This window comes from Streptomyces sp. NPDC001407 (assembly GCF_042895325.1).
Taxonomy (GTDB): Bacteria; Actinomycetota; Actinomycetes; order Streptomycetales; family Streptomycetaceae; genus Streptomyces.
On record NZ_JBIAWF010000007.1, the window covers coordinates 178,121 to 205,111 of the forward strand.

General features: G+C 72.9%; 24 protein-coding genes. 13 read left to right on the plus strand and 11 right to left on the minus strand.

Annotated elements, in window-relative coordinates; translation table 11 throughout:
* Positions 1-4: 4 nt before the first annotated feature.
* Positions 5-1,144, plus strand: coding sequence for a nitronate monooxygenase (locus ACFY1P_RS13105; RefSeq protein WP_390750652.1), 1,140 nt, complete (start codon positions 5-7; stop codon positions 1,142-1,144).
* Positions 1,145-1,165: 21 nt separating this feature from the next.
* The gene (locus tag ACFY1P_RS13110) at positions 1,166-2,713 is read left to right on the plus strand and encodes an acyl-CoA synthetase (RefSeq protein WP_361523130.1); all 1,548 of its coding nucleotides are present in this window, start codon (positions 1,166-1,168) and stop codon (positions 2,711-2,713) included.
* 6 nt (positions 2,714-2,719) lie between these two features.
* On the opposite strand, the gene paaK is transcribed toward ACFY1P_RS13110, so the two are convergent.
* The 3 genes from paaK to ACFY1P_RS13125 all read right to left on the minus strand — a co-directional run bounded on the left by paaK (position 2,720) and on the right by ACFY1P_RS13125 (position 7,961).
* The gene (gene paaK / locus ACFY1P_RS13115; RefSeq protein ID WP_361523133.1) at positions 2,720-4,006 is read right to left on the minus strand and encodes a phenylacetate--CoA ligase PaaK; all 1,287 of its coding nucleotides are present in this window, start codon (positions 4,004-4,006) and stop codon (positions 2,720-2,722) included.
* 283 nt (positions 4,007-4,289) lie between these two features.
* Positions 4,290-6,197 carry a phosphocholine-specific phospholipase C gene (locus tag ACFY1P_RS13120; protein ID WP_390750653.1) on the minus strand — a complete coding sequence of 636 codons (1,908 nt, stop codon included), beginning with the start codon at positions 6,195-6,197 and terminating at the stop codon, positions 4,290-4,292.
* Positions 6,198-6,338: 141 nt separating this feature from the next.
* Entirely contained in the window at positions 6,339-7,961 is a 1,623-nt protein-coding gene (locus ACFY1P_RS13125; RefSeq protein ID WP_390750654.1) for an acyl-CoA synthetase, read from the minus strand.
* Between the two features lie 234 nt (positions 7,962-8,195).
* On the opposite strand from ACFY1P_RS13125, the gene ACFY1P_RS13130 reads away from it, so the two are divergent.
* The 5 genes from ACFY1P_RS13130 (at position 8,196) to ACFY1P_RS13150 (ending at position 12,628) form a co-directional block, all read left to right on the plus strand.
* Positions 8,196-9,011 carry a crotonase/enoyl-CoA hydratase family protein gene (locus ACFY1P_RS13130; protein ID WP_361523142.1) on the plus strand — a complete coding sequence of 272 codons (816 nt, stop codon included), beginning with the start codon at positions 8,196-8,198 and terminating at the stop codon, positions 9,009-9,011.
* A 130-nt stretch (positions 9,012-9,141) separates the two neighbouring features.
* Positions 9,142-10,086: an OB-fold domain-containing protein gene (locus tag ACFY1P_RS13135; RefSeq protein ID WP_361523145.1), complete on the plus strand. Its 945-nt coding sequence runs from the start codon at positions 9,142-9,144 to the stop codon at positions 10,084-10,086.
* Complete coding sequence (locus tag ACFY1P_RS13140) at positions 10,083-11,150, plus strand: lipid-transfer protein (RefSeq protein WP_390750655.1); 1,068 nt, start codon at positions 10,083-10,085, stop codon at positions 11,148-11,150. Before ACFY1P_RS13135 ends, ACFY1P_RS13140 begins: the two co-directional genes overlap by 4 nt.
* Positions 11,147-12,322, plus strand: a complete 1,176-nt coding sequence (locus ACFY1P_RS13145; RefSeq protein ID WP_361523151.1) for a thiolase domain-containing protein — start codon at positions 11,147-11,149, stop codon at positions 12,320-12,322. Before ACFY1P_RS13140 ends, ACFY1P_RS13145 begins: the two co-directional genes overlap by 4 nt.
* A 72-nt stretch (positions 12,323-12,394) precedes the next feature.
* On the plus strand, positions 12,395-12,628 hold the full coding sequence (locus tag ACFY1P_RS13150; RefSeq protein ID WP_390750656.1) for a DUF397 domain-containing protein: 234 nt from the start codon (positions 12,395-12,397) through the stop codon (positions 12,626-12,628).
* A gap of 193 nt (positions 12,629-12,821) precedes the next feature.
* Here the strand turns inward: ACFY1P_RS13150 and ACFY1P_RS13155 are convergent, their stop codons facing one another.
* The 4 genes from ACFY1P_RS13155 to ACFY1P_RS13170 all read right to left on the minus strand — a co-directional run bounded on the left by ACFY1P_RS13155 (position 12,822) and on the right by ACFY1P_RS13170 (position 15,436).
* The gene (locus tag ACFY1P_RS13155; RefSeq protein ID WP_390750657.1) at positions 12,822-13,838 is read right to left on the minus strand and encodes an isopenicillin N synthase family dioxygenase; all 1,017 of its coding nucleotides are present in this window, start codon (positions 13,836-13,838) and stop codon (positions 12,822-12,824) included.
* Positions 13,839-14,001: 163 nt separating this feature from the next.
* Entirely contained in the window at positions 14,002-14,085 is an 84-nt protein-coding gene (locus tag ACFY1P_RS13160) for a putative leader peptide (protein WP_361523250.1), read from the minus strand.
* Positions 14,086-14,233: 148 nt separating this feature from the next.
* Positions 14,234-14,629 (minus strand): rodlin, encoded by a 396-nt coding sequence (locus tag ACFY1P_RS13165; RefSeq protein WP_390750658.1) that lies wholly within the window; start codon positions 14,627-14,629, stop codon positions 14,234-14,236.
* 327 nt (positions 14,630-14,956) lie between these two features.
* Positions 14,957-15,436 carry a DUF1453 domain-containing protein gene (locus ACFY1P_RS13170; protein ID WP_390750659.1) on the minus strand — a complete coding sequence of 160 codons (480 nt, stop codon included), beginning with the start codon at positions 15,434-15,436 and terminating at the stop codon, positions 14,957-14,959.
* Between the two features lie 70 nt (positions 15,437-15,506).
* Here ACFY1P_RS13170 and ACFY1P_RS13175 point away from each other — a divergent pair, with 70 nt between their 5' ends.
* Together ACFY1P_RS13175 and ACFY1P_RS13180 are read left to right on the plus strand one after the other, a co-directional pair.
* Complete coding sequence (locus ACFY1P_RS13175) at positions 15,507-16,124, plus strand: TetR family transcriptional regulator C-terminal domain-containing protein (RefSeq protein WP_361523165.1); 618 nt, start codon at positions 15,507-15,509, stop codon at positions 16,122-16,124.
* A 129-nt stretch (positions 16,125-16,253) separates the two neighbouring features.
* Positions 16,254-16,754 carry a hypothetical protein gene (locus ACFY1P_RS13180; protein WP_301889609.1) on the plus strand — a complete coding sequence of 167 codons (501 nt, stop codon included), beginning with the start codon at positions 16,254-16,256 and terminating at the stop codon, positions 16,752-16,754.
* 72 nt (positions 16,755-16,826) lie between these two features.
* Here the strand turns inward: ACFY1P_RS13180 and ACFY1P_RS13185 are convergent, their stop codons facing one another.
* Positions 16,827-18,839 carry an N-acetylmuramoyl-L-alanine amidase gene (locus ACFY1P_RS13185; protein ID WP_390750660.1) on the minus strand — a complete coding sequence of 671 codons (2,013 nt, stop codon included), beginning with the start codon at positions 18,837-18,839 and terminating at the stop codon, positions 16,827-16,829.
* A gap of 234 nt (positions 18,840-19,073) precedes the next feature.
* Positions 19,074-20,204 (minus strand): aminoglycoside phosphotransferase family protein, encoded by a 1,131-nt coding sequence (locus tag ACFY1P_RS13190; RefSeq protein WP_390750661.1) that lies wholly within the window; start codon positions 20,202-20,204, stop codon positions 19,074-19,076.
* A gap of 235 nt (positions 20,205-20,439) precedes the next feature.
* Here ACFY1P_RS13190 and ACFY1P_RS13195 point away from each other — a divergent pair, with 235 nt between their 5' ends.
* On the plus strand, positions 20,440-21,963 hold the full coding sequence (locus tag ACFY1P_RS13195) for a hypothetical protein (RefSeq protein WP_361523174.1): 1,524 nt from the start codon (positions 20,440-20,442) through the stop codon (positions 21,961-21,963).
* Positions 21,964-22,076: 113 nt separating this feature from the next.
* Here the strand turns inward: ACFY1P_RS13195 and ACFY1P_RS13200 are convergent, their stop codons facing one another.
* Positions 22,077-23,555, minus strand: a complete 1,479-nt coding sequence (locus tag ACFY1P_RS13200) for a SpoIIE family protein phosphatase (RefSeq protein ID WP_361523177.1) — start codon at positions 23,553-23,555, stop codon at positions 22,077-22,079.
* 548 nt (positions 23,556-24,103) lie between these two features.
* On the opposite strand from ACFY1P_RS13200, the gene ACFY1P_RS13205 reads away from it, so the two are divergent.
* From ACFY1P_RS13205 to ACFY1P_RS13215, 3 genes are all read left to right on the plus strand, one after another.
* Positions 24,104-25,534, plus strand: coding sequence for a HEAT repeat domain-containing protein (locus ACFY1P_RS13205; RefSeq protein ID WP_361523180.1), 1,431 nt, complete (start codon positions 24,104-24,106; stop codon positions 25,532-25,534).
* Between the two features lie 8 nt (positions 25,535-25,542).
* Entirely contained in the window at positions 25,543-26,124 is a 582-nt protein-coding gene (locus tag ACFY1P_RS13210) for a hypothetical protein (protein WP_361523183.1), read from the plus strand.
* 160 nt (positions 26,125-26,284) lie between these two features.
* Positions 26,285-26,488 carry a DUF5302 domain-containing protein gene (locus tag ACFY1P_RS13215; protein ID WP_361523186.1) on the plus strand — a complete coding sequence of 68 codons (204 nt, stop codon included), beginning with the start codon at positions 26,285-26,287 and terminating at the stop codon, positions 26,486-26,488.
* A 22-nt stretch (positions 26,489-26,510) separates the two neighbouring features.
* Here ACFY1P_RS13215 and ACFY1P_RS13220 read toward each other — a convergent pair whose 3' ends face one another.
* Positions 26,511-26,957 (minus strand): hypothetical protein, encoded by a 447-nt coding sequence (locus tag ACFY1P_RS13220; protein ID WP_390750662.1) that lies wholly within the window; start codon positions 26,955-26,957, stop codon positions 26,511-26,513.
* Positions 26,958-26,991 lie beyond the last annotated feature (34 nt).

Below are 26,991 nucleotides of genomic sequence, written 5' to 3' on the forward strand. Positions count from 1 at the left end.
GCCCATGCAGACGGAGCTGAGCCGGCGACTGGGAATCGAGCACGCGGTCTTCGGCTTCACCCCCTTCCCCGCGGTGGCCGCGGCCGTCACCCGCGCCGGGGGACTCGGCGTGCTCGGCGCCGTGCGGTACGCCGAGCCCGGCGCCCTCGCGCGGGACCTCGACTGGATGGCCGCGCACATCGACGGCAAGCCGTACGGGCTCGACGTCGTCATGCCCGCCAGGAAGGTCGAGGGCGTCACCGAAGCCGACGTCGACGCCATGATCCCGGACGGGCACCGGCGCTTCGTCCAGGAGACCCTCGCCCGGCACGGCGTACCCGCACTCGCCGCCGGGGACCGCTCCGGGTGGCGCATCACCGGCTGGATGGAGGAGGTCGCCCGCGCCCAGCTCGACGTCGCCTTCGAGCACCCGATCAGGCTGCTGGCCAACGCCCTCGGCCCGCCACCCGCCGACGTCGTCCGGCGGGCCCACGCCGGCGGCGTCCTCGTCGCCGCGCTCGCCGGGAGCGCCCGGCACGCCGTCCGCCACGCCGAGGCGGGCATCGACATCGTCGTCGCCCAGGGCTACGAGGCCGGCGGCCACACCGGCGAGATCGCCACCATGGTCCTCACCCCCGAGGTCGTACGGGCCGTCGACCCGCTGCCCGTCCTGGCCGCCGGTGGCATCGGCAGCGGCGAACAGATCGCCGCCGGGCTCGCACTGGGCGCCCAGGGCGTCTGGCTGGGTTCGGTCTGGCTCACCACGGAGGAGGCCGAGCTGCACTCGCCCGCCCTGACCGCGAAGCTCCTGGCCGCGGGCTCCGGCGACACCGTGCGCTCCCGCGCGCTCACCGGCAAACCGGCCCGCCAGCTGCGCACGGCCTGGACCGACGCCTGGGACGACCCGGGCGGCCCCGGCCCGCTGCCCATGCCGCTGCAAGGGCTGCTCGTCGCCGAGGCCCTGTCCCGCATCCAGAAGTACGAAGTGGAGCCGCTGCTCGGCACACCGGTCGGTCAGATCGTGGGGCGGATGAACTCCCGGCGCGCCGTCCAGGCCGTCTTCGACGACCTGACGGCCGGCTTCGAGCGGGCGATCGACCGGATGAACCGCATCGCGGGCCGGGCCGGGCCGGACACCTCCGGCGCGCCGGCAACCGAGCGCTGAGACCGAGGACGGGAGCACCCCATGCCGCACCCCCAAGGGTTCTGGGCACAGGCCACCGCCGACCCGGAACGCACCGTGCTCGTCACCCCCGACGGCCGCACCCGGACCGCCGGCCAACTCCACGCCGCCGCCAACCGGCTGGTCCGCGGCCTGCGCGCCGCAGGACTCCGCCGGGGCGACTCCTTCGCCGTCGTCCTCCCCAACGGCGAGGAGCTCCTCACCGCCTACCTCGCCGCCACCCAGGCCGGCTTCTACCTCGTGCCCGTCAACCACCACCTCCTCGGCGAGGAGATCGCCTGGATCGTGGCGGACTCGGAGGCGGGAGCGCTCATCGCCCACGAGCGGTTCGCGGCCGCCGCGACCACCGCCGCCGACGGCGCGGGACTGCCCGCCGGACTCCGCTACGCCGTCGGCGACATCCCCGGCTTCCGCCCGTACGAGGGGCTCCTCGCGGGGCGCCCCGGCACCCCGCCGGCCGACCGGACGCTCGGCTGGGTCATGAACTACACCTCCGGCACCACTGGCAGGCCACGCGGCATCCGCCGTCCCCTGCCCGGGAAACCGCCCGAGGAGAGCCATCTCGGCGGATTCCTCGGCATCTTCGGCATCAAGCCGTTCGACGACAACACCCACCTCGTCTGCTCACCGCTCTACCACACGGCCGTCCTCCAGTTCGCGGCCGCCTCCCTGCACCTCGGCCACCGGCTGGTGGTGATGGACAAATGGACGCCCGAGGAGATGCTGCGCCTCATCGACACCCACCGCTGCACGCACACCCACATGGTCCCCACCCAGTTCCAGCGGCTGCTCGCGCTGCCGGAACCCGTACGGGCCGCGTACGACGTCTCCTCCATGCGGCACGCCGTCCACGGCGCCGCGCCCTGCCCCGACCACGTCAAGCGCGCGATGATCCGGTGGTGGGGCAACTGCGTCGAGGAGTACTACGCGGCCAGCGAGGGCGGTGGAGCCTTCGCCACCGCCGAGGACTGGCTCAAGAAGCCCGGCACCGTCGGCAGGGCCTGGCCCATCAGCGAACTCGCCGTCTTCGACGACGACGGCCGACGACTGCCCGCCGGTGAACTCGGCACCGTCCACATGAAGATGACCACCGGCGGCTTCACCTATCACAAGGACGACGGCAAGACCCGCGAGAACCGCATCGGCGACTTCTTCACCGTCGGCGACCTCGGCTTTCTCGACGAGGACGGCTATCTCTTCCTCCGCGACCGCAAGATCGACCTGATCATCTCCGGCGGGGTCAACATCTACCCCGCCGAGATCGAATCCGTGCTCCTCGCCCACCCCGCCGTGGCCGACGCCGCCGTCTTCGGCGTCCCGCACGACGACTGGGGCGAGGAGGTGCGAGCCGTGGTGGAGCCGGCCGACGGCCACGCCCCCGGCACCCCGCTGGCCACGGAGCTCCTCGCCCACTGCGCCCGCCACCTGGCGGGCTACAAGCGCCCCCGGGCCGTCGACTTCATCGCCGACATGCCCCGCGACCCCAACGGCAAGCTCTACAAACGCCGGCTGCGCGACCCGCACTGGCGGTCCCGGGGGAGCGCGCTCTGACCCCGCTCACGGCTTCCGCACACGCTCGTCCACCACGCGCCTGAGCTTGCCCGTCGAACGCTCCAGGGTGCCGGGGTCCACGATCTCCACGGCGGCCGACACCCCGATGCCCTCCTTCACCCCGCGAGCGATCTCCCCGGCCGCCTCGGCGCGTTGCCCCGCTGCCACGCCGGGGCGGGCCTCGGCGCGCACGGTCAGCTGGTCCATCCTGCCCTCGCGGGTCAGCCGCAGCTGGAAGTGCGGGGCGACGCCCGGGGTGCGCAGCACGATCTCCTCGACCTGGCCCGGGAAGAGGTTGACCCCGCGCACGATGATCAGGTCGTCGCTGCGCCCGGTGATCCGCTCCATGCGCCGGAAGGCGCGGCGGGCGGTGCCGGGGAGCAGCCGGGTGAGGTCGCGGGTGCGGTAACGGACGACCGGCATGGCCTCCTTGGTGAGCGAGGTGAGGACCAGCTCCCCGTGCTCGCCCTCGGGCAGCACCTCGCCCGTGACCGGGTCCACGACCTCGGGAAAGAAGTGGTCCTCCCAGATGTGCGGCCCGTCCTTGGTCTCCACGCACTCCTGCGCGACGCCCGGGCCCATCACCTCGGACAGACCGTAGATGTCCACCGCGTCGAGAGCGAACCGCTCCTCGATCTCCCGCCGCATCCCCTCCGTCCAGGGCTCGGCCCCGAAGACACCGATCCGCAGCGAGGAGGAGCGGGGGTCGATGCCCTGGCGTCCGAACTCGTCCAGCAGGGCCAGCATGTAGGACGGCGTCACCATGATGACCTCCGGGCGCAGATCCGTCAGGAGCCGGACCTGGCGCTCGGTCATCCCGCCGGACGCGGGAATCACCGTGCAGCCGAGCCGCTCCGCGCCGTAGTGCGCGCCGAGACCGCCCGTGAACAGGCCGTACCCATAGGCCACGTGCACCTTGTCCCCGGGCCGGGCCCCGGCCGCCCGCAGCGAACGCGCGACGACCTCGGCCCACGTGTCCAGATCACGCCGGGTGTAGCCGACGACGGTCGGGGTGCCCGTGGTACCGCTGGAGGCGTGGATCCGCCGCACGTCGCTCTCCGGCACGGCGAACATCCCGAACGGATAGTGCGCGCGCAGATCCCCCTTGGTGGTGAACGGGAACCGCGCGAGGTCCCCGAGCCCCCGGCAGTCCTCGGGCCGCACACCGGCGGCGTCGAAGGCATGCCGGTAGAAGGGCACCCGCTCGTACACACGCCGCAGGGTCCGGCGCAGCCGCCCGAGCTGCAACTCGGCCAGCTGCGCGCGTGACATCCCCTCGGCTGCGTCGGCCATGCCGGGGAGTCTGCCCGGTTCCGGCCGTCGTCGAAACCGGGCGGCGGTGCGGGGCAGGGCTCAGGAGTCGTACCAGACGACTCCCTCCGCCGCCGTCGTGGCCGATGGTCTTCGTCATCACATCGCCGTCCTGCCCGTACTTCGGGTCGGGGCGGCGCACTGCTCTGAACGCCCCGACGGTGGTCACGGTCGTTGACACCGCGATGAAACCGGGCCCGCCGACAGCCGGGCGAGCCGGGCGGGACCGGGCCCCCTCGATGACGGCGGCGGCCGCCGGTCCCGCCTACCCGAAGGTCCGCCCCGCGAACCGCCGTTCGAAGCCGTCGCCCGCGTCCGCCGTCACCGTCACGTCGTACGCCCCGTCCGGAGCCACCGCGACCGTCAGCTCCGCGCGGCCGCCGGCCGGGACCGTGGTGGTCGTCCCGTCCGAGACGGTGAAGAGCACGGAGGCGCGGCCGCCGTTCGTCAGAGTCAGCCGCAGTCCGCCCGGCGACGCCGTCGCCGCCGCCTCCGGGTGGCCCTTCGCCGTGTCCGTCCACGTCCGGACGTCTCCCTTGAAGCCGCGGAGGTAGCCGTCGGGGCCGTGCAGGTCGACGTCGTACTTGCCGCCGCCGTACGTGAGCGCGCTGAAGTAGTCGCTCGCGCTGCCGCCCACCGGGACGGTGTAGTGCCACGCCTCGTAAGCCCGGTGGTTCACGGCGTAGGCCGTGAAACCCGCGCCCAGGCGGCCGGTGTTGACGACCTTGAACCAGAGGCGGTTGGTGGCGGTGTCGGTCCAGGACGTGGTGTCGAAGGCGTAGCCGGTCGGCCGGGCCGGGCGGGTGCCCTCCTCCTGGACGGGGCGGGCGGCGGTGGCGGGGGGCCTGGCGTCGGGCAGGGAGTCCTGTCTGTCGCAGGCGGCGACGAGGGCCGTCGTGTCCGGCAGGGCGGGGAAGGAGGCGTTCTTCGAGGCGAAGTCGAACGCGCTCATCAGATCGCCGCACACCGTGCGCCGCCAGGCGGAGATGTTGGGCTCCTTGACGCCGGTCCAGTTCTCCAGGAAGCGTAGCGGCGAGGTGTGGTCGAGCACCTCGGAGTGGACGTAGCCGCCGCGGCTCCACGGTGAGATCACGGTCATCGGGACCCGCGGCCCGAGCCCGATGGGGGCTCCGCCGATGAACTCGTCCGGGGTGCCGGAGGGCGGCACCGGCGGGGCGACGTGGTCGAAGAAGCCGTCGTTCTCGTCGAAGTTCAGGAAGACCACCGTCTTCGCCCAGACCTCGGGGTGCGCGGCCAGCGACTCCAGGACGTACTTCGCGGTGTAGTCGGCTCCGTACGCGGGCGGGTAGGCGGGGTGCTCCGACTGCCGCTCCGGGGCGACGATCCAGCTCACGGCGGGCAGCGTGCCGGCGGCCACGTCCTGGTTGAAGGCGGCGGCCGACCGGCGCAGCATGCCATTGACATACAGCGACGAGTCGGTCCCGGCGCTCTTGAACCGGCTGAACCAGGCCAGCGGGTTGTCGTCGTAGTTGTCCTGCTGCTGGTAGACGCGCCAGGAGATCCCGGCGGCGTCGAGCCGCTCGGGGTAGGTGGTCCAGGTGTAGCCCTTCTCGGAGTTGTCGGTGACCGGGCCGCCGTCGCGGCCGCCCGGGTCGATCATGCCCGTCCACTGGTAGAGCCGGTTGGGGTTGGTCGGCCCCTGCACCGAGCAGAAATACTGGTCGCAGAGGGTGAACGCCTCGGCGAGCGCGAACTGGAAGGGGATGTCGGAGCGCTGGTAGTAGCCCATGGTCCAGGCGCTCTTGGCGGGTATCCAGTTGTCGTATCTGCCGCCGTGCCAGGCGCTGTGCGTCCCCGCCCAGCCGTGGTCGAGGTCGCGCACGCGCTGGGCGTCGGTGGTGGCCGTGTCCAGGTGCCAGGGCGTCAGCACGCCGCCGCCGAGCGGCCCGAGCGTTCTCTGGCGCAGGACGTCGGAGCCGCCGGGGAAGCGCAGCAGGGAACGGTCCCCGAAGCCCCGTACGCCCCTGAGCGTGCCGAAGTAGTGGTCGAAGGAGCGGTTCTCCTGCATGAAGATCACCACGTGCTCGACATCGTCCAGCCTGCCGGACGGCGAGCTCGCGGCCATGGCCTGCTGGAGCGAGGACGGCAGGGCGCCGAGCGCGGCGGCGCCGGCGGCCGCGCCGAGGAAACCACGACGGGACAAGGGGGTCACGGTGACTCCTGGAGGCAGGGGACGGAAGGTGACGCGCCGATTGAAGGCCCACGCGGCCACCGCCGCCCCAACGCGCGCGGAGTGCGCCGTGTCCACCGCGCGCACAGGAGGTGTCCCGCGCGTCAAGACCTGGCAAAAGCGCTACGGGGCGCGCTCACCGCACGCCACCGCCCGCGCCCAGCGGTAGTCCGCCTTGCCGCTGGGCGACCGCTCGACGCGGTCGGTGAGGACGACGCTGCGCGGCACCTTGTACCCCGCCAGCCGGGCGCGGCAGTGCTCCTGGAGCGCGCCGAGCGTCAGCGGACCGGCCCCGGGCCGGGGCTGGACGACGGCCGCGACGCGGTGCCCCCACCGGGCGTCGGGCACGCCGGTGACCAGCACGTCGTAGACATCCGGGTGGGCCTTGAGCGCTTCCTCGACCTCTTCCGGATAGACCTTCTCGCCACCGGTGTTGATGCACTGCGAGCCCCGCCCCAGCACGGTGACCACGCCGTCCGCGCCGACCGTGGCCATGTCCCCGAGCAGGACCCACCGCTCGCCCCGCGCGTGGAAGAACGTCTCCGCCGTCTTCGCCGGGTCGTTGTAGTAGCCGAGAGGCACGTGGCCGCGCTGCGCGACGCGCCCGACCTCGCCGGTGCCCACCGGTTCGTACGTCACCGGGTCGACCACGGCCGTACGGTCGTTGACGCGCACCCGCAGGCCCCGGCCACCGTCGTCGGTCGCGGTGCCGTTGAAGCCGGACTCCGACGAGCCGAAGCTGTTCACCAGCGCCACGTGCGGCAGGAGCGCCGCGAACTCCTCCCGCACGGTGTCCGACAGGACGGCCCCCGAGCTGCTGACGCTGAGGAGCGACGAGCAGTCCGTGCCCCGCAACGGGCCGGCCAGACAGTCCACCAGGGGCCGCAGCATGGCGTCACCGACCAGCGAGACGCAGGTGACCCGCTCCTTCGCGACGGTCCGCAGCACCTCCTCCGGCACGTACTTGCGGTGCAGGACCACCTTTTGGCCGAAGTCGAAGGCGATGAACGCCGTCAGCGTGGAGGTGCCGTGCATCAAGGGGGCGGTGGGGAAGAAGACCAGGCCCTCGCCGCCCGCCGCGACCCGCTCGGCGAGCTCCTCCGGCCGCCGCACCGGCTCACCCGTCGGGGCGCCGCCGCCGAGGCCGGAGAAGAAGAGATCCTCCTGCCGCCACATGACGCCCTTGGGCATGCCGGTGGTGCCGCCGGTGTAGATGATGATCTGGTCGTCGCCGGAGCGCGGCCCGAAGTCGCGCCCCGGCGCGCCCGATTCCTCGGCGTCCGTGAAGGGCACGGGCTCGATCCGGGGCCGGGGGGCGCCCTCGGGCGGCGAGCCGACGCGGACGAGGTGGCGGATCCGCTCCGCCCCCGGCAGCGCCGCCGCCACCCGCCCGGTGAACTCCGCGTCGAAGACGAGGCCCACCAGGTCGGCGTCGCGGTAGAGATAGGCCAGCTCCTCCTCCACATAGCGGTAGTTGACGTTGACCGGCACGGCCCGGATCTTCAGGCACGCCCAGAGGGTCTGGAGGTACTCGACGCAGTTGTAGAGGTGCAGGCCCACGTGCTCGCCGGGCCGGATGCCACTGTCGCGCAGGTGGTGGGCCAGCCGGTCGGCCGCCGCGTCGAGCTGCGCGTACGTCAGCCGCCGCTCGGCGCCGCTGCCCGGGTGGTCGACGTGGACCAGGGCCTCCCGGCCGGGCACCGTGTCGACGACCGACTCGAAGAGGTCGGCGAGGTTCACGTCCATGTCTCCTCCTGCCGGGCGAATGCGGCGGGGAACGGCGGCGGCGGTGCGGTGCGACGGGGCGCGACGGTGGTGCGGCGGCCCGGTCTGCCGGACGGCCCGGCGGCCATTAGAGCGCCGGGCGCGATGGGTGGGAAGGGGCACCGGCCAAGAAAACTGACGGGATGTCAGAAAACTCTTGAAGTGCGGACCCACCTCCGCCACCCTGTTCTCCGTCGCCGGACAGGAGGACACCCCATGAGCGGGACCGCACACCTCGTGGTCGAACGCGTCGGCGCCACCCTGCTGCTCACCCTCAACCGGCCGCAGGCCAGGAACGCCCTCTCCCTGCCGATGCTGGTCGGCCTCCACGACGGCTGGGCCGAGGCGGACGACGACGACACCATCCGCTCCGTCGTCCTCACCGGCGCGGGCGGAGCCTTCTGCTCCGGCATGGACCTCAAGGCGCTCGCGGGGCAGGGGCAGGGGCGGGGGACGACGGACGACGACGCCTGCCGGGAGCGGCTCAGGGCCGACCCCGACCTCCACTGGAAGGCCATGCTCCGCCACCACCGCCCCCGCAAACCCGTCATCGCCGCCGTCGAGGGCCCCTGTGTCGCCGGCGGCACCGAGATCCTCCAGGGCACCGACATCCGCGTCGCCGGCGAGAGCGCCACCTTCGGCCTCTTCGAGGTCCGGCGCGGCCTCTTCCCCGTCGGCGGCTCCACCGTCCGCCTCACCCGCCAGATCCCGCGCACCCACGCCCTCGAAATGCTGCTCACCGGCCGCCCCTACACCGCCCGCGAGGCCGAGCGCGTCGGGCTCGTCGGACGGGTCGTGCCCGACGGCACGGCCCTGGAGTCGGCCCTCGCGACCGCCGAACTCGTCAACGCCAACGGGCCGCTGGCCGTCGAGGCGGTCAAGGCGTGCGCCTACGAGACGGCCGGCCTCGACGAGCCCGACGCCCTCGCCGTCGAACTCGAACGCGGCATGCGGATCTTCGACACCGCCGACGCCAAGGAAGGCGCCCGCGCCTTCGCGGAGAAGCGCCCGCCCGTCTTCCGGCGCGCCTGAGACGACCGGACGTCCAGGGACCACCGGACGCCTGAGACGACCGGGCGCCCGAGACCACCGGACGCCTGAGACCACGGACGCCTGAGACCACCGGACGTCCGGGACCACCGACAGAAGGAGAGCCGCGGCCGTGTCCGAGATCCTCACCGCGCCCCTGGTCGTCGAATTCCCCTTCACCCGCTCCCTGGGCCCCGTCCAGAGCGCCTTCCTCACCGGCCTCCGCGAACGCACAGTCCTCGGCGTGCGCACCACCGACGGCCGCGTCCTCGTGCCACCCGTCGAGTACGACCCCTGCACCGCCGAGGAGATCCGCGAGCTCGTCGAGGTGGCCCCCACCGGCACCGTCACCACCTGGGCCTGGAACCACGCTCCCCGCCCACGGCAGCCCCTGCCGACCCCCTTCGCGTGGGTCCTCGTACGCCTCGACGGAGCCGGCACCGCCCTCCTGCACGCCCTCGACGCCCCGGGCCCCGACGCCGTACGCACCGGCATGCGCGTCCGCGTCCGCTGGGCCTCGAAACGCACCGGAGCGATCACCGACATCGCGTGCTTCGAAGCGCACGAGAGCGCCACCGCGGGCCCGGCCGCACCGCACACCGGCACCTTCGCCGACCCCGTCACCGGCATCACCACCCCCGCCCGCCTCGACTACACCTACGCCCCCGGCCGCGCCCAGAGCCGCCACCTCGCCGCCCTCGCCCGGCACACCCTCACCGGCGAGCGCTGCCCCGCCTGCCGCCGCGTGTACGTACCGCCCCGCGGCGCCTGCCCGACCTGCGGCGTCGCCACCGGCGAACAAGTGGAGGTCGGCCCGCGCGGCACCGTCACCACCTTCTGCGTCGTCAACATCAAGGCCAGGAACGCCGGGATCGACGTCCCGTACGTCTACGCCCACATCGCCCTCGACGGCGCCGCCCTCGCCCTGCACGGGCGCATCGCGGGCATCCCGTACGACCAGGTGCGCATGGGCCTGCGCGTCGAGCCGGTCTGGACCGAGGGCGCCCGCCACCCCGACCACTACCGCCCCACCGGTGAACCCGACGCCGACTACGAGACGTACAAGGAGCTGCTGTGACGCGGTACGCCCGCGACGTGGCGATCGTCGCCTTCGCGCAGACCGCCCACCGGCGCTCGTCGGAGGACGTGTCCGAGACCGAGATGCTGCTGCCCGTCCTGCGCGAGGTGCTGGACCGGGCACAACTGTCGCCGGGCGAGGCGGGCTTCACGTGCTCGGGATCGAGCGACTACCTCGCCGGGCGGCCCTTCTCCTTCACGATGACCCTCGACGGCGTCGGCGCCTGGCCGCCCGTCGCGGAGTCCCACGTGGAGACCGACGGCGCCTGGGCGCTCTACGAAGCCTGGGTCGAACTCCTCACCGGCGCCACCGACACCGCCCTCGTCTACGCCTACGGCAAACCCTCCGCCGGTGATCTCGGCGCCGTGCTCACCCGCCAGCTCGACCCCTACTACACCGCCCCCCTCTGGCCCGGCCCGGTCGACCTCGCCGCGCTCCAGGCACAGGCCCTCATCGACGCGGGGGAGACCGACGAGGAGGCACTCGCCGCCGTCGCGGACCGCAGCCGCGCCGCCGCCCGCGCCAATCCCCACGCCCGGCTCCGCGGCCGGGTGCCGATGGGCGACCACCTCGTACGGCCGCTGCGCACCGGTGACTGCCCGCCGGTCTGCGACGGCGCCGCCGCGGTCGTCCTCGCCGCCGGGGACACCGCCCGCCGGATGTGCGAACGGCCCGCCTGGATCCGCGGCATGGACCACCGCGTCGACCCGCAGGGCCTCGGACTGCGCGACCTCACCGACGCCCCCTCCGCCCGGCTCGCCGCCGAGGGCGCCGGGGCGTTCGACGCGCCCGTCGACACCGCGGAGATCCACGCGCCCTTCACCGCGCAGGAAGTGGTCCTGCGCAAGGCCCTCCGGCTCGGGGACGAGGTGACGGTCAACCCCTCCGGCGGCGCCCTCGCCGCCGACCCGGTCATGGCGACCGGGCTGATCCGCTTCGGCGAGGCGGCCGCCCGCATCCACCGCGGGGAGTCGGACCGGGCGCTCGCCCACGCCACCTCCGGGCCCTGTCTCCAGCAGAACCTCGTCGGTGTCCTGGAAGGGCTGGAAGGGGAAGCCCGGTGAAGCACGCGGACAACGAACCCGTGGCCGTCGTCGGCATCGGCCAGACCCGGCACGCCGCCGCCCGCCGGGACGTCTCCCTCGCCGGGCTCGTCCGCGAGGCCGCCCTGCGCGCCCTCGCCGACGCGGAGCTGACCTGGGCCGGCATCGACGCCGTCGTCATCGGCAAGGCGCCCGACTTCTTCGAGGGCGTCATGATGCCCGAGCTCTACCTCGCCGACGCGCTCGGAGCGGCAGGCAAACCCCTGATGCGCGTGCACACCGCGGGTTCCGTCGGCGGCTCCACCGCCCTCGTCGCCGCGAACCTCGTGGCCTCCCGGGTGCGCGGGACCGTCCTCGCCGTCGCCTTCGAGAAGCAGTCCGAGTCGAACGCCATGTGGGGGCTGTCCCTGCCCGTCCCCTTCCAGCAGCCCCTGCTGGCCGGCGCCGGCGGCTTCTTCGCCCCGCACGTACGGGCGTACATGCGCCGCACCGGAGCACCCGACCACATCGGCACCCTCGTCGCCTACAAGGACCGCCGCAACGCCCTGCGGAACCCCAGCGCCCACCTCCACGAACACGACATCACGCTGGAGAAGGTGCGGTCCTCACCCATGCTGTGGGACCCGATCCGCTACTCCGAGACCTGCCCGTCCTCCGACGGGGCCTGCGCGATGGTCCTCACCGGCCGCCGGGGCGCCGCGCGCGCCCCGCGCCCGCCGGCCTGGGTGCACGGCGGCGCCATGCGCAGCGAGCCGACCCTCTTCGCCGGCAAGGACTTCGTCTCGCCCCGCGCGGGCCGCGACTGCGCCGCCGAGGTCTACCGCCAGGCGGGCATCACCGACCCGCGCCGCGAGATCGACGTGGCCGAACTCTACGTGCCCTTCAGCTGGTACGAGCCGATGTGGCTGGAGAACCTCGGCTTCGCGGCCGAGGGCGAGGGCTGGAAGCTCACCGTCTCCGGCGCCACCGAGCAGGACGGCGACCTGCCCGTGAACCCCTCGGGCGGGGTGCTGTCCACCAACCCCATCGGCGCCTCCGGCATGCTGCGCTTCGCCGAGGCCGCGCTCCAGGTGTGCGGCCGGGCCGGCGCGCACCAGGTCGACGGTGCCCGCAAGGCGCTCGGCCACGCCTACGGCGGGGGAGCGCAGTTCTTCTCCATGTGGCTGGTGGGCGCCGAGCCGCCCGGCAGCTGAGGCCCGCGGCCTGTCCGGGGCACCGCGCGCTCGCTAGGGTGGCCGGGAGGACGACCGGGAGGAGCTACGGACGTGGCGAAGAGCATGACGCACCAACTGGCCGGTGGCACAAGGCCGGAGCTCGACCTCGCGAACGCCGCATGGCAGCCGGGCAGTCAGGGCGTCGGTGACGTCCAGATCGCCTTCGTCGAGGGGTTCATCGCCATGCGGCACGAACGCAGGCCGGACGCGCCCGCCTTGGTCCTCTCCCCGGCGGAGTGGCGGGCGTTCGTCGTGGGCGCGCGGGGCGGCGAGTTCGACGTCTAGGCAGTGGCCGGGCGGTGCCTTCCGGCGCGGTGCCGCCGTGGTGGCCTCCCGTGTCGGTGGGCCCCGCGAGCCGTCCTCGAACGCCGAACGGGCCGGGTTTCCGGGCAGTTGCCTGTGGCACCGTGATCGGACGCACGGCCCGTCCGGCGACCGTGGACCGCCGCGCAGGGGTGGTAGGGGGTGGCAGTAGAGCTCAGCCGACCGGTGCGCCCTCCGCCAGAAGATCCGCGTGGTAGCGGCGGGCGACCTCCGGGTGGGCGCGCAGCCAGCCCTTGACCTCGTTGCGGCCGTACTCCGCGAACAGTGGGTTGGAGGTGTCCTGGGTGACGCCGGGCGCCCGGTGCGCGTGCGGGAAGGGCACGGGCTCGATGCGCGCGTCCAGCCGGGGGTTGTAGAAGAACGGCACGGAGTAGCGCTCCCGGGTGCCGGGCGGGCTGACCACACGGTGGTTGGTGGCCTTGAGATAGCCGTTGGTCGCCACCTCCAGCAGCTCGCCGAGGTTGATCACGAACGCGCCGGGCAGGGGCGGCACATCGCGGAACACCCCGTCCGCGCCCTCCACTTGGAGGCCGCCGACCTCGTCCTGGAGCAGCAGCGTCAGGAATCCGTAGTCCTTGTGCGCGCCCACGCCCTGCCCCGCGCCGTCGGGGGCGCTGCCGGGGTAGCGGACGAGCTTGAGGTGCAGATGGGGGCGGTCGGCGAAGGCGTCGTCGTAGAAGGAGGGCGGGGCGCCGATCGAGGCCAGCAGCTCGTGCAGCAGCCGCCCGGCGATCTCGCTCAGCCTGTCGATCCAGCGCAGGGCGGCCGTCCTGAGCTCGGGGAGGGCGGCGGGCCACTGGTTCGGGCCCTCCAGCCACCAGTAGCCGGGCTCGTCGCCGGTGGGTATGCGGGGCGCGCGCTCGGCGCCTATGTCGATCTGGTCCCGCCAGTCGCGGCTGCCGCCGGTCCGCTCGTCACCGATGCGCGTGTAGCCGCGGAAGTGGGGCGAGTTGAGGTTGCTGATGGACATCCGCTCCGCCTCGGGCAGGGCGAAGAAAGCGCGGAGGGTACGCATCAGTTCGGCGGTCTCGGACGCGGTGATCCCGTGCCCGGTCAGATGGAAGAAGCCCACGTCGCGGGCGGCGCTGTGCAGCGCCTCGTGGAAGGCGGCGCGGGTGGCAGCGTCACCCGAAGCGGCCGAGAGATCGAGGACAGGAAGCTTGTTGCTCATGAGGATGTCCACAGCGTGAGGGCCCGGTTTTTCGTACGGCGGTATGCCGGACGGCCGCGCTGCCGTCGCGGGGTACGCGGACAGGGCAGTGCGGGACCGGGAAGCGGCAGGAAGAGATAAAGAGAGGCCACGGCCCGGGAAAGCGGGCTGGGCGGGGTGAAGGTCAGCCGTAGCGGCGACAGGACATGCTCGTGACGCGGAGGAGGTCCACGTGGCGGCGTTTCACGAGCATGGTCACGTGCCCCATCGTATACGACGTCGTAACAAATGGATCCGGCCTGGTCAGCCGGGGTGGCGGCAGTGGTGGATCTTCCTGCCGGGACAAACGGGATCCCCCCTCCCGCGGCGGTCGTGCACCGGCGGAAGGGGGGATCGCGGCAGAGCGCTCGCCGTCGTCAGCGGCCGTTGCCCGAGCCGTTGCCCGAGACGATCGGGATCTCGCTGAGGATGTGCGACAGCGGGTCGTCGCCGTCGCTGATCGTCGAGTTGTCGGTGCACTGCTGCTGCTGCTGAGAGCTGAGGACCGGTACGTCCTGGATGCCGACGTTGAGCAGGGCGATCAGGGACTGGAGGCCGATCTTGCCGATGCCGAAGCACGGCTTGTTGAGCGTGCCCTGGATCAGGCTCATCTGCGGGCTCTGCTCGCCGCCGGTCTTGGTGTTGCCGTAACCGGTCCGGGAAGCGTTTCCGTTCGCGACGTCCTGGTCGTTGCCGATCGCCATCGCGGGACCGGCGATGGTGCCGACCGCGGAGGCCGTCAGTGCGGCCGTGGCGAGTACCTTCTTGAGCACGTCTGTGCCTTTCGATCGATTAGCGCCTTCTCGGGGGAAGTGTCCTGAGTAACTCGCCCCCATTTGCCGAGGTTTCGGGCATTCACTCATTTGCGCCATCGGGTGATCGGTACGGAAATGCCGGGAACGTCGCCGCTGCCTCGGGTTATTCCCCCGCGGTTGCGGCGCATCGGAGTGACGGCGGCGGGGCCGTACCGATATCGCTGGTAGCGTGCTGCGCGCGGCGGATCTTCGGCCGTCAGTCCGCCCGGACAGCGCCCCCACAAGCTGCGTCCGGGCGGGCTTCTGCGCTCCTGCGGCCCGCTCGCCGTGCGAGACGTACGGGCCTCACGGCCGGCTGCGCTCCGGCGCGAACGGCACCCCGGACCGGAGGCCGCGCAGGCCGACCACCAGCGCCTCGCCGATGAAGGTGACGCCGATGTTCAGCTGCATGGGCCGGGCGTTCTCGTGCATGCCCGCGTGTGTCGCGAGCAGTCCGAAGCCCGCCATGGCCACGAAGGAGATCGCCAGGACGAGGAAGGACCGGCCGGTGTAGCGCTGCCACAGCACCCCGTCCTTCTCGAAGATCACGATGGTCGATCCGCGCCACGCCCCGGCCGCCACGCCCAGCACCGCACCCGTGGCCGCCCAGGTCAGATCCGCCGCCGTCAGGCCGTGGGCCTTGGTCAGGGACATGATGCCGATGCCGGTGAGGACCACCGGTGGCACCAGCAGATCGCGGGCGTTGAGGGCCTCTCCCCGCAGCCGCTTGATCATCACCGCGATCACCACCGCGGCGATGATCCCCCCGAGTAGCCAGCCGTTCACTCGCTCCGCCTCCTATTTAGCTCGGTCGTGCTAAAAAAGGATATTAGCTCGACCGTGCTATAAAGTCGACATGCCGAAGATCGTCGATCCCGGGGCCCGCCGCCGCGCCGTGGCCGCGGCCGTCCTCCGCGTCGTGGGCCGCGACGGCCTGGAGGCCGCCTCGCTGCGCAACGTCGCCGACGAGGCGGGACTGGCCATCGGGTCCGTCCGCCACTACTTCAGCGACCACGACGAGTTGGTGATCTTCGCGATGGGGGAGCTCGTCGACCGCATCGAACACCGCCTCCGTGCCCGCGCCGACCTCGTCCTCGCCACCGCCCCCGGCGGCGACCTCCGCGCGCGCGCCGAGGAACTGCTCGCCGAGCTCCTGCCGCTCGACGGCGAGCGGCGCCAGGAGGCCGAGCTCTGGCTCGCCTTCACCACGGCGGCCCGCACCCGGCCCGGACTCCGGCCCCGCGCCGTCGAGTTGCAGCAGGGCACCGTCGCCCTGTTGGCCCGCGTACTCCAGGGCGGCCAGGAGAGCGGCGGCCTGCCCGACGGACTCGACGTCGAACTGGAGAGCCTCCGGCTTGCCGCGCTGGTCGACGGCCTCACCCTCCAGGCCGTCCTCGAACCGGACCGGCTGACCCCCGAGCTCCTCCGCCGAATGCTCAGCCACCACCTGGACACCCTCAGACAGCGCCGCTGACCGCACCCGTTCGGCCCCACGGCCGCCGCGCGCGCCACCCGCCCCGCATGCCACCCCCGCCCCGCACTACGGGCCGCACGGGGGTCTCCCCGGCGTCACGGCGCGGCGCGGGGCACGTACGATGTGAGCATGTCGTTCCTCCGCCGCCGCAGCGCCGCCACGCCCACCGGGCCGGACTTCGACGTCCTCGCCATGGACCCGGGGGACTGGCCCGGTGACCTCGGTGCCGGGCTGCTGCCCGCGCCCGACGGCAGCTGCCAGGGCGTCTTCCTCCGCTACGACCTCTTCGGCGGCCGCGGCCCCGCGATGATCATCGGCAACCTGCCCGAGGGCTCCCCGGCCCGCGAGCTGGGCGAGGGGCAGGTGCCCTTCGAGGTGGCACAGCTGCTGGTGGCCCTCGGCAACGACGAGCCCGTGCAGGTGCTCGAGACCGAGGACATCCCGGTCATGCACGAGGACAACCTGCTGATCGTGCGCCGCCTGAAGTGCTCCGAAGGCCGCATCTCCTGCACCCAGTTCGACCGCAGCGACGGCGTCCTCGTCACCATCGCCAGCTGGGACCGCCCCATCACCGACGAGCTCTACCAGCTGCTCAAGCCGCTGCCCGCGGAGATGTTCCAGCAGGTCTGAGCCCGCGGCACGCCCCACCGACACCGGAGCCCGGTACGCCTGCCGTACCGGGCTCCTCCGCTGCCTCCGCCCTCAGCGGCCGGACGGGCGCACGCTCACATCGGCGGCCCTGACGAAGGCCACCCGGTGACCGAACTGGATCTCGTAATAGACGTCCTTGCCCCGGATCACCCGGTGACCCGCCGCGTCGAAGGTCTTCGACCACAGATACTCGCCCGGCACCGCACCACCCAGCACGTACGTCTGCCCCGCGAGCAGCTTGTACGGCAGCGGCGTCACCTCCTGCACCGGCACACCGGCGGGATACGCCTCCTTCTCCGGATAGGCCCGCCCGTAGACCGGGACCCCGGCCGACCCCGCCTTGGGAGTGACCACCTTGCCCGAGGCGTTGACCACGGTGGGATCCCACCACGGATTGCGGAACCACGCCTTCTGACCCAGGTACCAGATCGCCGTCCAGTCGCCCTGCCGGTCGGCGACCGCGAACTGCTGGCCGGTGGAGGCGCGGGCGCCCGTGTCGTTGACGTCGGTCGTCGACGCGCCGCCGTCCGGGCGCAGCCCGATGTCCTTCACGAGGGGAGCGTCCTTCTTCGGCGCCGTGTACAGCCGGACCGCGCCCGAACCGTGCCGCGCGCAGGGCTTCCCCGCCCCCTCGCAGCCGGTGTACTGCGGAGTGTTGATGTCGTAGTCGGGCCGGATGGTGACCATCCCGCCGTATGTGCTGCCCGTGGGGTAGAAGGGCTTGCCCAGCAGCTCGAAATAGTGCTCCCAGTCCCAGAAGGGGCCCGGGTCGGTGTGCAGGCCCTTGATGGTCGCCGGGGTCGTGCCCGGGACGTTGTCGTGACCCAGGATGTGCTGCCGGTCGAGCGGGATGTGCAGCTTGTCGGCCAGATAACGGACCAGCCGGGCCGACGTGCGGTACATCTCCTCCGTGTACCACGCGTCGGGCTGGGCGAGGAAACCCTCGTGCTCGATGCCCACGGAGGTGGAGTTCACGTACCAGTTGCCCGAGTGCCAGGCCACGTCCTTCGTCGGCACGTGCTGGGCGATGTGCCCGTCCGCGGAGCGCACGGTGTAGTTCCAGGAGACGTACGCGGGGTCCTTGATCAGCTTGACCGTCGTCTCCCACGACCCCTCGGTGTCGTGGATGACGATGAAGCTCACCTTCTGCGAAGGCGCCTTGGGGCGGTCCGCGACGTCGTGGTTGCCGTAGTCCGTGCCCTCCAGCTTCTGGTACGGCGCGGGGATCGACTCGCACGCCACCGAGGCCGGGCACTCCACGCCGCTCTGCGAAGGGGCCGGCAGGGCCAGTCGGCGCACCTGGTCGGCACGGTCGCCCGCACGGGGGACGGCTTCCAGGTCGACAAGCTGACCGGCGTCCGTCGTGCGCCGCTCACCGGCGCGGATCACCTCGAAGACGTCGTGCGCGAAGGCGCCGGCCGACACCGCGTCCGTGGCGCCCGGATAGCTTGCCACCGCTCCGTACCAGTCCGCGGGATCGGAGCTCAGCGGCAGCCCCAGCCGGCGCTGTGCGGCGGCCAGCAGGGCCGCACCGCCCTGCACATTGGCCGCCGGGTCCTGGCGCAGCGCCTCGGCCGACAGGCCGGAGAGCTCGGCGGCCCGGTCCAGCGTGCGCAGCCGCGCCGGGACCTCCACGGGCACGGGCAGCTCCGGGCGGACCGACCGCGCCCCGGCGAGCGGCCGGGCGCCGTCGCCGCGGGGGTCCTGGGCCTCGTCACCGCGGTGCGCGCCCGCCGTGAGCGCGGTGGTGGCGTCCGTGAGGTGCATGGGGCCGTAGCCGCCGATGACGCTGGGCGCGCCGCCATGGGCGTTCCAGCGGGACTGGAGGTACGAGACGGCCAGCAGCACGCTCGGGGGGACGTGATACTTCGCGGACGCGGCGACGAAGGCCCGTTGTAGCGCGCCGGAGCCCGGCTGTTCCCCGGCGCCGGCCGCGGGGCTGCCGGAGAAGGCGGGCAGCAAGAGGGCGGCCGACAACACGACGCCGGCCGCCCGGAGTCTGCGGCGGTTTCCCCTCCGGGCTCTCGGCAGGGTGGTCCGGGGGGCGGGGGCGGATCCTCGCAATGCGGCCTCCTCGGGACGGCAGTGCCACCGAGCTGGATGGTAGGTGCGCGATCGGGCGTGCCGGACCGGACGTACCAGAGGTAGCCGTTGGATGACGATCCGTCAATCATGCTGGTGCGCCCGTGTGGGGGACGTGTCGGCGCCGAAATCGGTGGTCATCCTTGCCGGTGAACGACGACACGCCGCGCGGGGAGGACGCGCGGCGTGTCGGGGGCGAACCGAGCGGGAGGGTGGTCAGCGGGTGCCGACCGCCGCCCTTACGGCACGCCTGGCGAGCGCGCAGTCGTCGTGCAGGCGACGCAGCAGCAGCCGCTGCTCCTCACCGGACTCGGCGGCACCGGGTGCGGTCGGCGTGGCACCGGGTGCGGTCGGAGCGGGCTCCTGCAAAGCGCGCTGGAGAGCTGTTTCGTACGTACGGATCTCCCGCGTCAGCACGAGCATCAGATTCACCAGAAAGGCGTCACGGGAGACCGGGCCGGCCTGCTGTGCGTACTGGCTGATCTGACGGCGGGCCCCCGGGGCGTCCCCGAGGACGGTCCAGAGGGTGGCCAGGTCGTATCCCGGGAGATACCAGCCGGCCTGGTCCCAGTCGACGAGCACCGGACCGGCGGGGGAGAGGAGGATGTTGGAGAGCAGGGCGTCTCCGTGGCAGAACTGCCCCTGGACATGGGCCAGACCGTGCAACAGCTTCTGGAGATCGCCCAGATCGCGGTCGGTGAGCAGGCCCAGCTCGTGATAGCGGGTGATGCGCTTGCCGTAGTCGAGCGGCATGTCGAACATGCCGGCCGGGGGCCGCCAGAGGTTGACCCGGCAGACCGCGCCGAGCGCCGCGCGGACGTCCGCGCGGGGCGGGGGGTCGGTCGGGTGCCGCTGGGCGGCCGCCGGACGGCCGGGCATCCGCTCGATGACCAGCGTGCAGTTGTCGGGGTCCGCGGCGATCAGCCGGGCCACCCGAACCGGCGGCCGGTGCCGGACGAACGCCCGGTATGTAGCTATTTCGTGGCGGAACCGCTCGGCTCCTGCCGGTGAGTGGTCCAGTAAACACTTGGCCACCGCTGTGCTGCGGCTGGTGGACCCGACCAGCAGGACCGAGCGCGCGCTGCGGCGCAGCACCTGGACCGGGTTGAACTCCGGGCAGATGCGGTGCACCGCGGCGATCGCCGAGCGCAGCTGCGCGCCCTGGGGGCCGGACAAGTCGATTCTCCCGCTGAGCGGTTGGCCGGCGAGCCCCGGGGACCGCCGGGCCCGTCCGGCCCCGAAGGCACCTCCCGCGGCGTGGGAGGGGTCGAGGTACGGACCGCCGCCGACGTGCTGCGGACGGAGCTGCCGGGGCGGCGCGGACACGGAGGACGAGGCTGCATACATGTGCGGAACAGATCCCTTCGTGTGCCGGCGAATTACGGCGCTCCCCGGTCCCCGGGCCATGGGGCACCCTGGGGAATGCCTTCCGGCTGCGGGGTGGCCGGGGTGGCGCGTTCCTACATGACACCCAGTCGCGGGTGGCACACCATCTGGCGCACCCTGGCGAACCCTGGCGAATACTCGCTTGGCCCATGACGGCCCGCTACCTTCAAGTCAGCCGAGAACCTGGGGGCTTGACGTGACGAGGGAACCCAACACCCGCCTAGCGGATCTGTTCGGCCTGGCCGGATGGTCCAAGGGCGAGCTCGCGAGACTGGTGAACCGGCAGGCGGCCGTCATGGGCCACCCGCAGCTGGCCACCGACACCTCCCGAGTGCGGCGTTGGATCGACATGGGGGAGTCCCCCCGCGATCCCGTGCCCCGCGTGCTGGCAGCCCTCTTCACCGAGCGGCTCGGTCGTGTCGTGACCATCGAGGACCTCGGGTTCGGCCGGCGAGGGCGCGCAGGCAAAGGGCAGTCCGCGGACGGGCTGCCCTGGCCGCCCGAGCGGACCGCCGCGGTCCTCACCGAATTCACGGGAATGGACCTTATGCTCAACCGACGCGGCTTGGTGGGCGCGGGCGCCGCGCTCGCCGCAGGCTCAGCACTCAGCAGCGCTATGCACGACTGGCTGCACTCCGATCCGGTTCTCGCCTCCGACGCTCCTCGCTTCACCGACCCCCTCCACCTGAACTCCACCCACGCCGACAACGCCGGGCTCGACCGCTACGAGGCGGCCCCCGTGGGCTCCACCGAGATCGACGCCCTGGAGCACTCGGTCGACGTCTTCCGCGCCTGGGACGCCCAGCGCGGCGGCGGCCTCCAGCGCAAGGCGGTCGTGGGCCAGCTCAACGAGGTGGGCGGCATGCTCTCCTACCACCACCCCGAGCACCTCCAGCGGAGGCTGTGGGGGGTCGCCGCCAATCTCGCGGTGCTCGCCGGCTGGATGTCCCACGACGTGGGCCTGGAGCCCACCGCGCAGAAGTATTTCGTCATCGCCGCGCACGCGGCACGCGAGGGAGGCGACCGACCCCGGGCGGGTGAGGCGCTCTCCCGCGCCGCGCGCCAGATGGTCCATCTCGGCCGCCCGGACGATGCGCTGGATCTGATGAAGCTCGCCAAGTCCGGCTCCGGCGACGAGACCCTGCCTCGCACGCGCGCCATGCTCTGCACCATCGAGGCATGGGCACAGGCGTCCATGGGCCGCGGCCAGGCCATGCGCCGCACCCTGGGCGAGGCCGAGGAGCTCTTCATCTCGGACCGGGGCGATGTGCCGCCGCCCAGCTGGATGCAGTCGTTCGACGAGGCGGATCTGCACGGCATGGAGGCGCTGGCCTACCGCACGCTCGCGGAGCACGACCCCGCGGCCGCGGCCGTCGCCCAGCAGCACGCCAAGGAGGCGCTGGCGCTCCGGAGCGCCGGTCACCAGCGTTCCATGATCTTCGACTACATCTCCATGGCGTCGGCCTGCTTCATCGACAACGACCCGGAGCAGGCGGACACTTACGCCCGGCTGGCACTGGTGTCCATCGGCGAGACGTCCTCGCACCGCACCTGGGACCGGCTGCGCGTGATGTACCGGCTCACCGGCCGGTACGCGGGCTACGGCCGGATCGAGGATCTCCGGCAGGAGATCAAGCAGGCCCTTCCCAAGGCCCCGAAGAGCCCCGGGAAGGGCACGCGCAAGGACCCGGACAAGGGCGACAAGGGCACCGCCGTGTAGGGCGGCCACAGAACGTCGCCCGAGACACCTGCCGAACCGCTGCTCGGGATCACTTGAGAACTACATCTGAGAACTGCATCGCTCGAGAACCGCGGATCCTTCACGGCGAAGCTTCAGCGACGGATCCTGGCGATCAGCACGCAGGCGTCGTCCTCGCGCTCCTTGCCCCCGAACTCCTCCAGCACGGCCCTGACGCACTCCTGGGCACTCCTGGCCGCGGCGAACCGCGGTGCGAGGTCCAGCAGCCGCTCCGTGACCGCATCGGTCGGCTCGGTGCTGCGGGGTGACAGACCGTCGGTGTGCAGCACCAGCACATCGCCGGGCTCCAACGGCTCTTCGGCCTGGGCGTACGCGGCATCGGGCACCGCCCCGAGCAGCATGCCCTCCGGTGGCCGGAGTGCGCTGCCGACCCCGCCGCGGAAGAGCAGCGGGGCGGGGTGGCCCGCCTGCGACCAGCTCAGCGTCCTGGTCGTGGGGTCGTAACGACAGCAGACCGCGCTGCCCAGGGCGGGCTGCGCGGAGGCATCGAGGAGGTGATTGAGCCAGCCCATCAGGGGGCCCGGCTCGGCCCCGGTGACCGCCATGCCCCGCAGGGCGCCGAGCAGCATGGCCATGCTGGAGGTGGCCGCCACACCGTGCCCGGTGAGGCCGCCCACGCTCAGCAGGGTCCTGCCGTCCGGCAGTTGGAGGGCGTCGAACCAGTCGCCGCCGACCAGCGCGCTGCGGGCGGAAGGAAGATAGTGCGCCGCGAGATCGAGGGTGCCGGGGGCCGCGTCGGCCTCCGGCACCGTGCTGCCCGGCGGGAAGCCCAAGGAGCCGCGCCACGGTGGCAGCACGGCTTCCTGGAGCTCGACCGCGAGGCGGTGCTCGGTGCGGGCGGCGTGCCGGTGGTGCCGCAGCGACTCACGCGTCTCCCGCACGGCCTGGCGGCTGCGGCGCAGCTCGCTCACGTCCCGTAGGACCGCCCACATGGAGGCCGTGGCGCCGTCCTCGTCGAGCACCGGCTCGCCCATCATGTGCACGGTCCGCTGTGATCCGTCACCGCGCACGATGCGGAACTCCCCGTCGATCGGCTTGCCGTCGATCAGGCAGTCGGTGACCATCGCGGTGAGCAGGTGGGTGTCCTCCTCCAGGACCCAGGAGGGCAGCTCGTCCAGGGTGGGCGCACCGTCCTCGGGCCGGCGGCCGAAGAGCTCGAAGAGCTCGGCGGACCAGGTGACGTCGTCGGTGAGGAGATTCCACTCGGCGCTGCCGGCCTTGCCGAGCGGCGCGCCGGCCTCCTGGCCGTACGCCCCGGCCTGATCCGCCTGCCGTGCCTCCCCGGCCCCGGCGCGGGCGGCCGTGCCGTCGTCGGGCAGCCCTTCCCGCAGCTGGTCCAGGTGCTCGCCGAGGTCGTCGAGCTGGTGCGCGGCGAGCTCGCACAGGGCGCGCTGCCAGCGCGCCCGCGGGTCGGCCGGCAGCTCCTCGCCGACGGTCTCGCGGCGCACGGCGTCGAGGTCGCCACGGAGCCGGCGCGTGAGCGAGATCAGCGCGTCGACGGTCTGCTCGGGCGGCTGAGCGGCGGGACGATCCGTGTGGAGAGGGGACGGCATGACGTACTCCGATACGGGCGTGGCGCGACCGGTGTTGGGTCCGGGGAAAGGCCGGTAACGACTGTTGCACAGGCAGCGAGGGCCTGTAAGTGGTTTGGCAACACCCGATCCGGTGGTGTCGAAGGCATATGTCGTCGGCAACAGGAAGGCTTGACGGGGGCATGGGGAGTGGGGTGTTCCGGGTGCGGTGGAAGGTGTCCGGCGGTAGGGAAGGGGGGTGTCGTGTACATGGAGGGGCGGTGCCGCGCGCGATGCGGAGGGAGAAGCCCGTCAAATACGGTCAAAGATCCACTGTGTGGTCACCGTGATCCCGGGGCGGGGGCTACCCGGGGTACGGGGCCGGGTCGCGGGTGCGTGCGGCCGGGGAGGGGCGGAGGCGGGCAATTCGGACGCGACTCGGCGGAATGCTCGGCTCCGGGTAGGCTGCGGGCGCTCGGAGACCTCGAGTTCCCGCTGTTCACCAGGCATAGCACCGGTGGACACCGGCAAGAATGCCGGACGACGGAAATCCCGTTGCCAGCCGACTCCCCGCACCGGATGCTGACCCCATGTTCGATCCAGACATAGCGCCCAGCGGCACCCTGCTCGGCCTCCTTCAGCGAGGCCGCGGCGACGGGACCCTGCATGCCCTCGCGGCGCCCCGGGCGGAGGCGCTCGCGGCGCTGCACCACTGCGTGCTGCACGATCCACGGCGTGACTGGCAGGTCGAGAACCGCTCGCTCTATTACGCGCGCCTCCACCTGGACCTCGACGGCGGACTCGACGAGATCGAACAGCACCTCTTCCACCCCGACGACCTGCTCGACACCGCCGAGGAGCGCACCGGGCTGGCCCTCGCGGTCCTCGGCCACCTCGCGTCCTACGGCCGCACGGACGCCCTGCTGCTGCTGCGCCGCTACGCGATCTCCGGCGGGAACTGGGCCTGGGCACTCGACGAGCTGGCCCTGCGGGACGACGACGCCGGACTGCTGGGCCTCGGCGAGAGCGTCCTCGCCCGCTTCCCCCTCACCCCCGCGGGCGAGGCCGCGCTCGCCGCGGCCGTGCGCGACGCCTTCGAGCCCCGCCCCTGGCGGCTGTGGGCCGACGACCGGCAGTCGCCCGCGACCGCCGCCCGCGTCCGCGCCGCCCAGGAACAGGGCTCCTTCGACCGCTGGCAGCGCCAGCTGCGCCCGACGGGACCCCGCCCCGGCTGGAGCGTGCGCGAGGTCCTGGACTGGGCCCAGGAGGGCCTCGCCCTGCACCCCACCCAGCTGCGGCACGTCCCCGCGACCCGCTGCCTCACCGCCGTCGCCGGGCCCGAGGACCGCCTGGAGATCATCCAGGCGGCCGCGTCCGGCCCCGAGGCCGCGCGCGCCACCGCCCTGCGCTATCTCGCCGAGCACCACGACCCCCAGGCACTCGACCTGATCGAGGCGGCCGCGGCCGACCCCGCCGAGCTGGTCGCGGAGGCCGCCGTCACCGCCTTCGAGCGGATGCGCGACACAGCCGCGCTGGAGCGGGCCCGCGGCTGGATCCACCGCGCCGACGCCCTCGGCTCCGCCGCCGCGGGCATGCTGGCCTGCCGGGGCGCGGCCTACGACTCCGCGCTCGTGCTCGGCGCCCTGCGCCGGACGGTGCGGGCCGAGGGGCCGGACGCCGCGGTGCTGTGGGATCTCGTCCACGGGGCCGGACGGCTCTCGATCGCCTGCGCCGCGCCCGTCCTGCGCCACATCTACCGCGAGACCTCCTCCTCGCAGCTGCGCGGGCGCACGGCGCGCGCCCTGGCGGCCACGGACCCGTCGTTCGCCACCGGCTTCGCCGTCGAGTGCCTGTGGGACTGCGAGGAGAGCACCCGCGAGCTGGCCGCCCACCACGCCACCACGGCGGACGCGCGCGTGGTCGAGCAGCTCCGCAGGCTCGCCGCCGACCCGGCCGAGGAGGCCGAGGTGCAGACGGCGGTCCGCAGCCGCTTTGGTCCCGAGGCGTCGTCGGCGGGATGATCTCCGGCATGACTTCCACGATCATGCCGCGCGCCGCGGCGGGCGGCCGGGCGCTGCTGCTCTCCGCCATCCTCATATCCGCCGTCGCCGTCCCGCTGGTGGCCGGGCCCGCCGCACAGGCCCGGCCGCGTGCCACGGCCGCCGCGGCCGCCGCGGACAAGGACACGAGCGCCGTCCGGATCACCGAGGGCCAGGTCGCCGAGGCCGCGCCCGGCCGCCCGATCCTCTACCCGAGCGTGACGAGCTGCCTGACGGTGACGGTCCGGCTGCGGGACGGCGGCAAGGTGGGGGCGCACGCCAGCCTCTTCCAGGTGCCCGGCGAATACCGCTCCGACCGGATCCTCGCCGCGCTGAAGGACCGGGCCGGGAAGCGGCAGGTGAGCGGTGTCGAGGTCAAGGGCGCGGTCGGTGCCTGGTACCCCGGCTACTTCACCAAGGCCATCGAGAGCTACGGCGAAGGGGAGACCGTCCCCTACCCCGTGGCGCCCGACGCGGAAGGCATCGCGAAGGCGGTGGCCGCGGGGCTCGGCGTGCCGCGCGCGAAGGTCACCGTCGAGGACCTCCCCGACGGCGACCTGACCGTCGAATGATCCGGGCGGCGGGCACAGTGCCCGGCCGGAGCCGGCCGCCGATGCGGGCTTTCCCCTCGTCACCTGCTTGAATCGGACCGGCTGAACGTCAACCGGACTTCAACTGACCGTGCCGCCGTGCCAAGCTGGGGCGACGGCCGCCATGACCAGGAGGTTTTTGATGACGGACAGCGACACGTCCCAGGACACGCCCGAGACCGGCGCCGAGGACGATGTGAAGCGGAAGTTCCGCGAGGCCCTGGAGCGCAAGCGCGGCCAGTCGGCCGAGGGCGCCGCCAACGGCCAGAGCCGCGACGGCTCCAAGATCCACGGCACCCACGGCAAGGAAGGCGGCCAGCGCTCCTTCCGTCGCAAGAGCGGCTGACCCCCTCGCTCAAGGTCCTCGCTCAGGTACGGCGGCGCCCGAAGGCCCGCCGTGCCAGCCGGATCGCCAGCGCGATCAGCACCACCACGAAGAGCACCACGAGGATCAGCACCACCAGCAGGAAGATGCCCAGCTTCGCGAAGAAGCCCTTCTTCTTTTTCTTCGGTTTCTTCGCCTTCGCGGCCGTGACCTGGTGGTCCACGGCGGCTCGGGCGGCCGGCCGCGTCGAGTGACCCACCGCGGCGGGCGCCGGAGCGGCGTCGGCGGTCCCCGCCGCGGCCGCCGTCCGGCCGACGGAGGCCACCGCCCGGGCCGGGCTCTCGGCCGAAGCGGGCGGCACGAACAGGGCGGCCCCCAGAGCCAGGGCCGCGACGACGGCCGCACAGCGGGTGCGCCGCCCCCGGCGCCGCGCGCCGTCCGCCGCCCGCCGGTCGCGCGACGGCCCGTCAGCTTCCAACTCAGCGATCATCCATGCCCCCATGGTGTGCCGGGTGCCCCTGGCA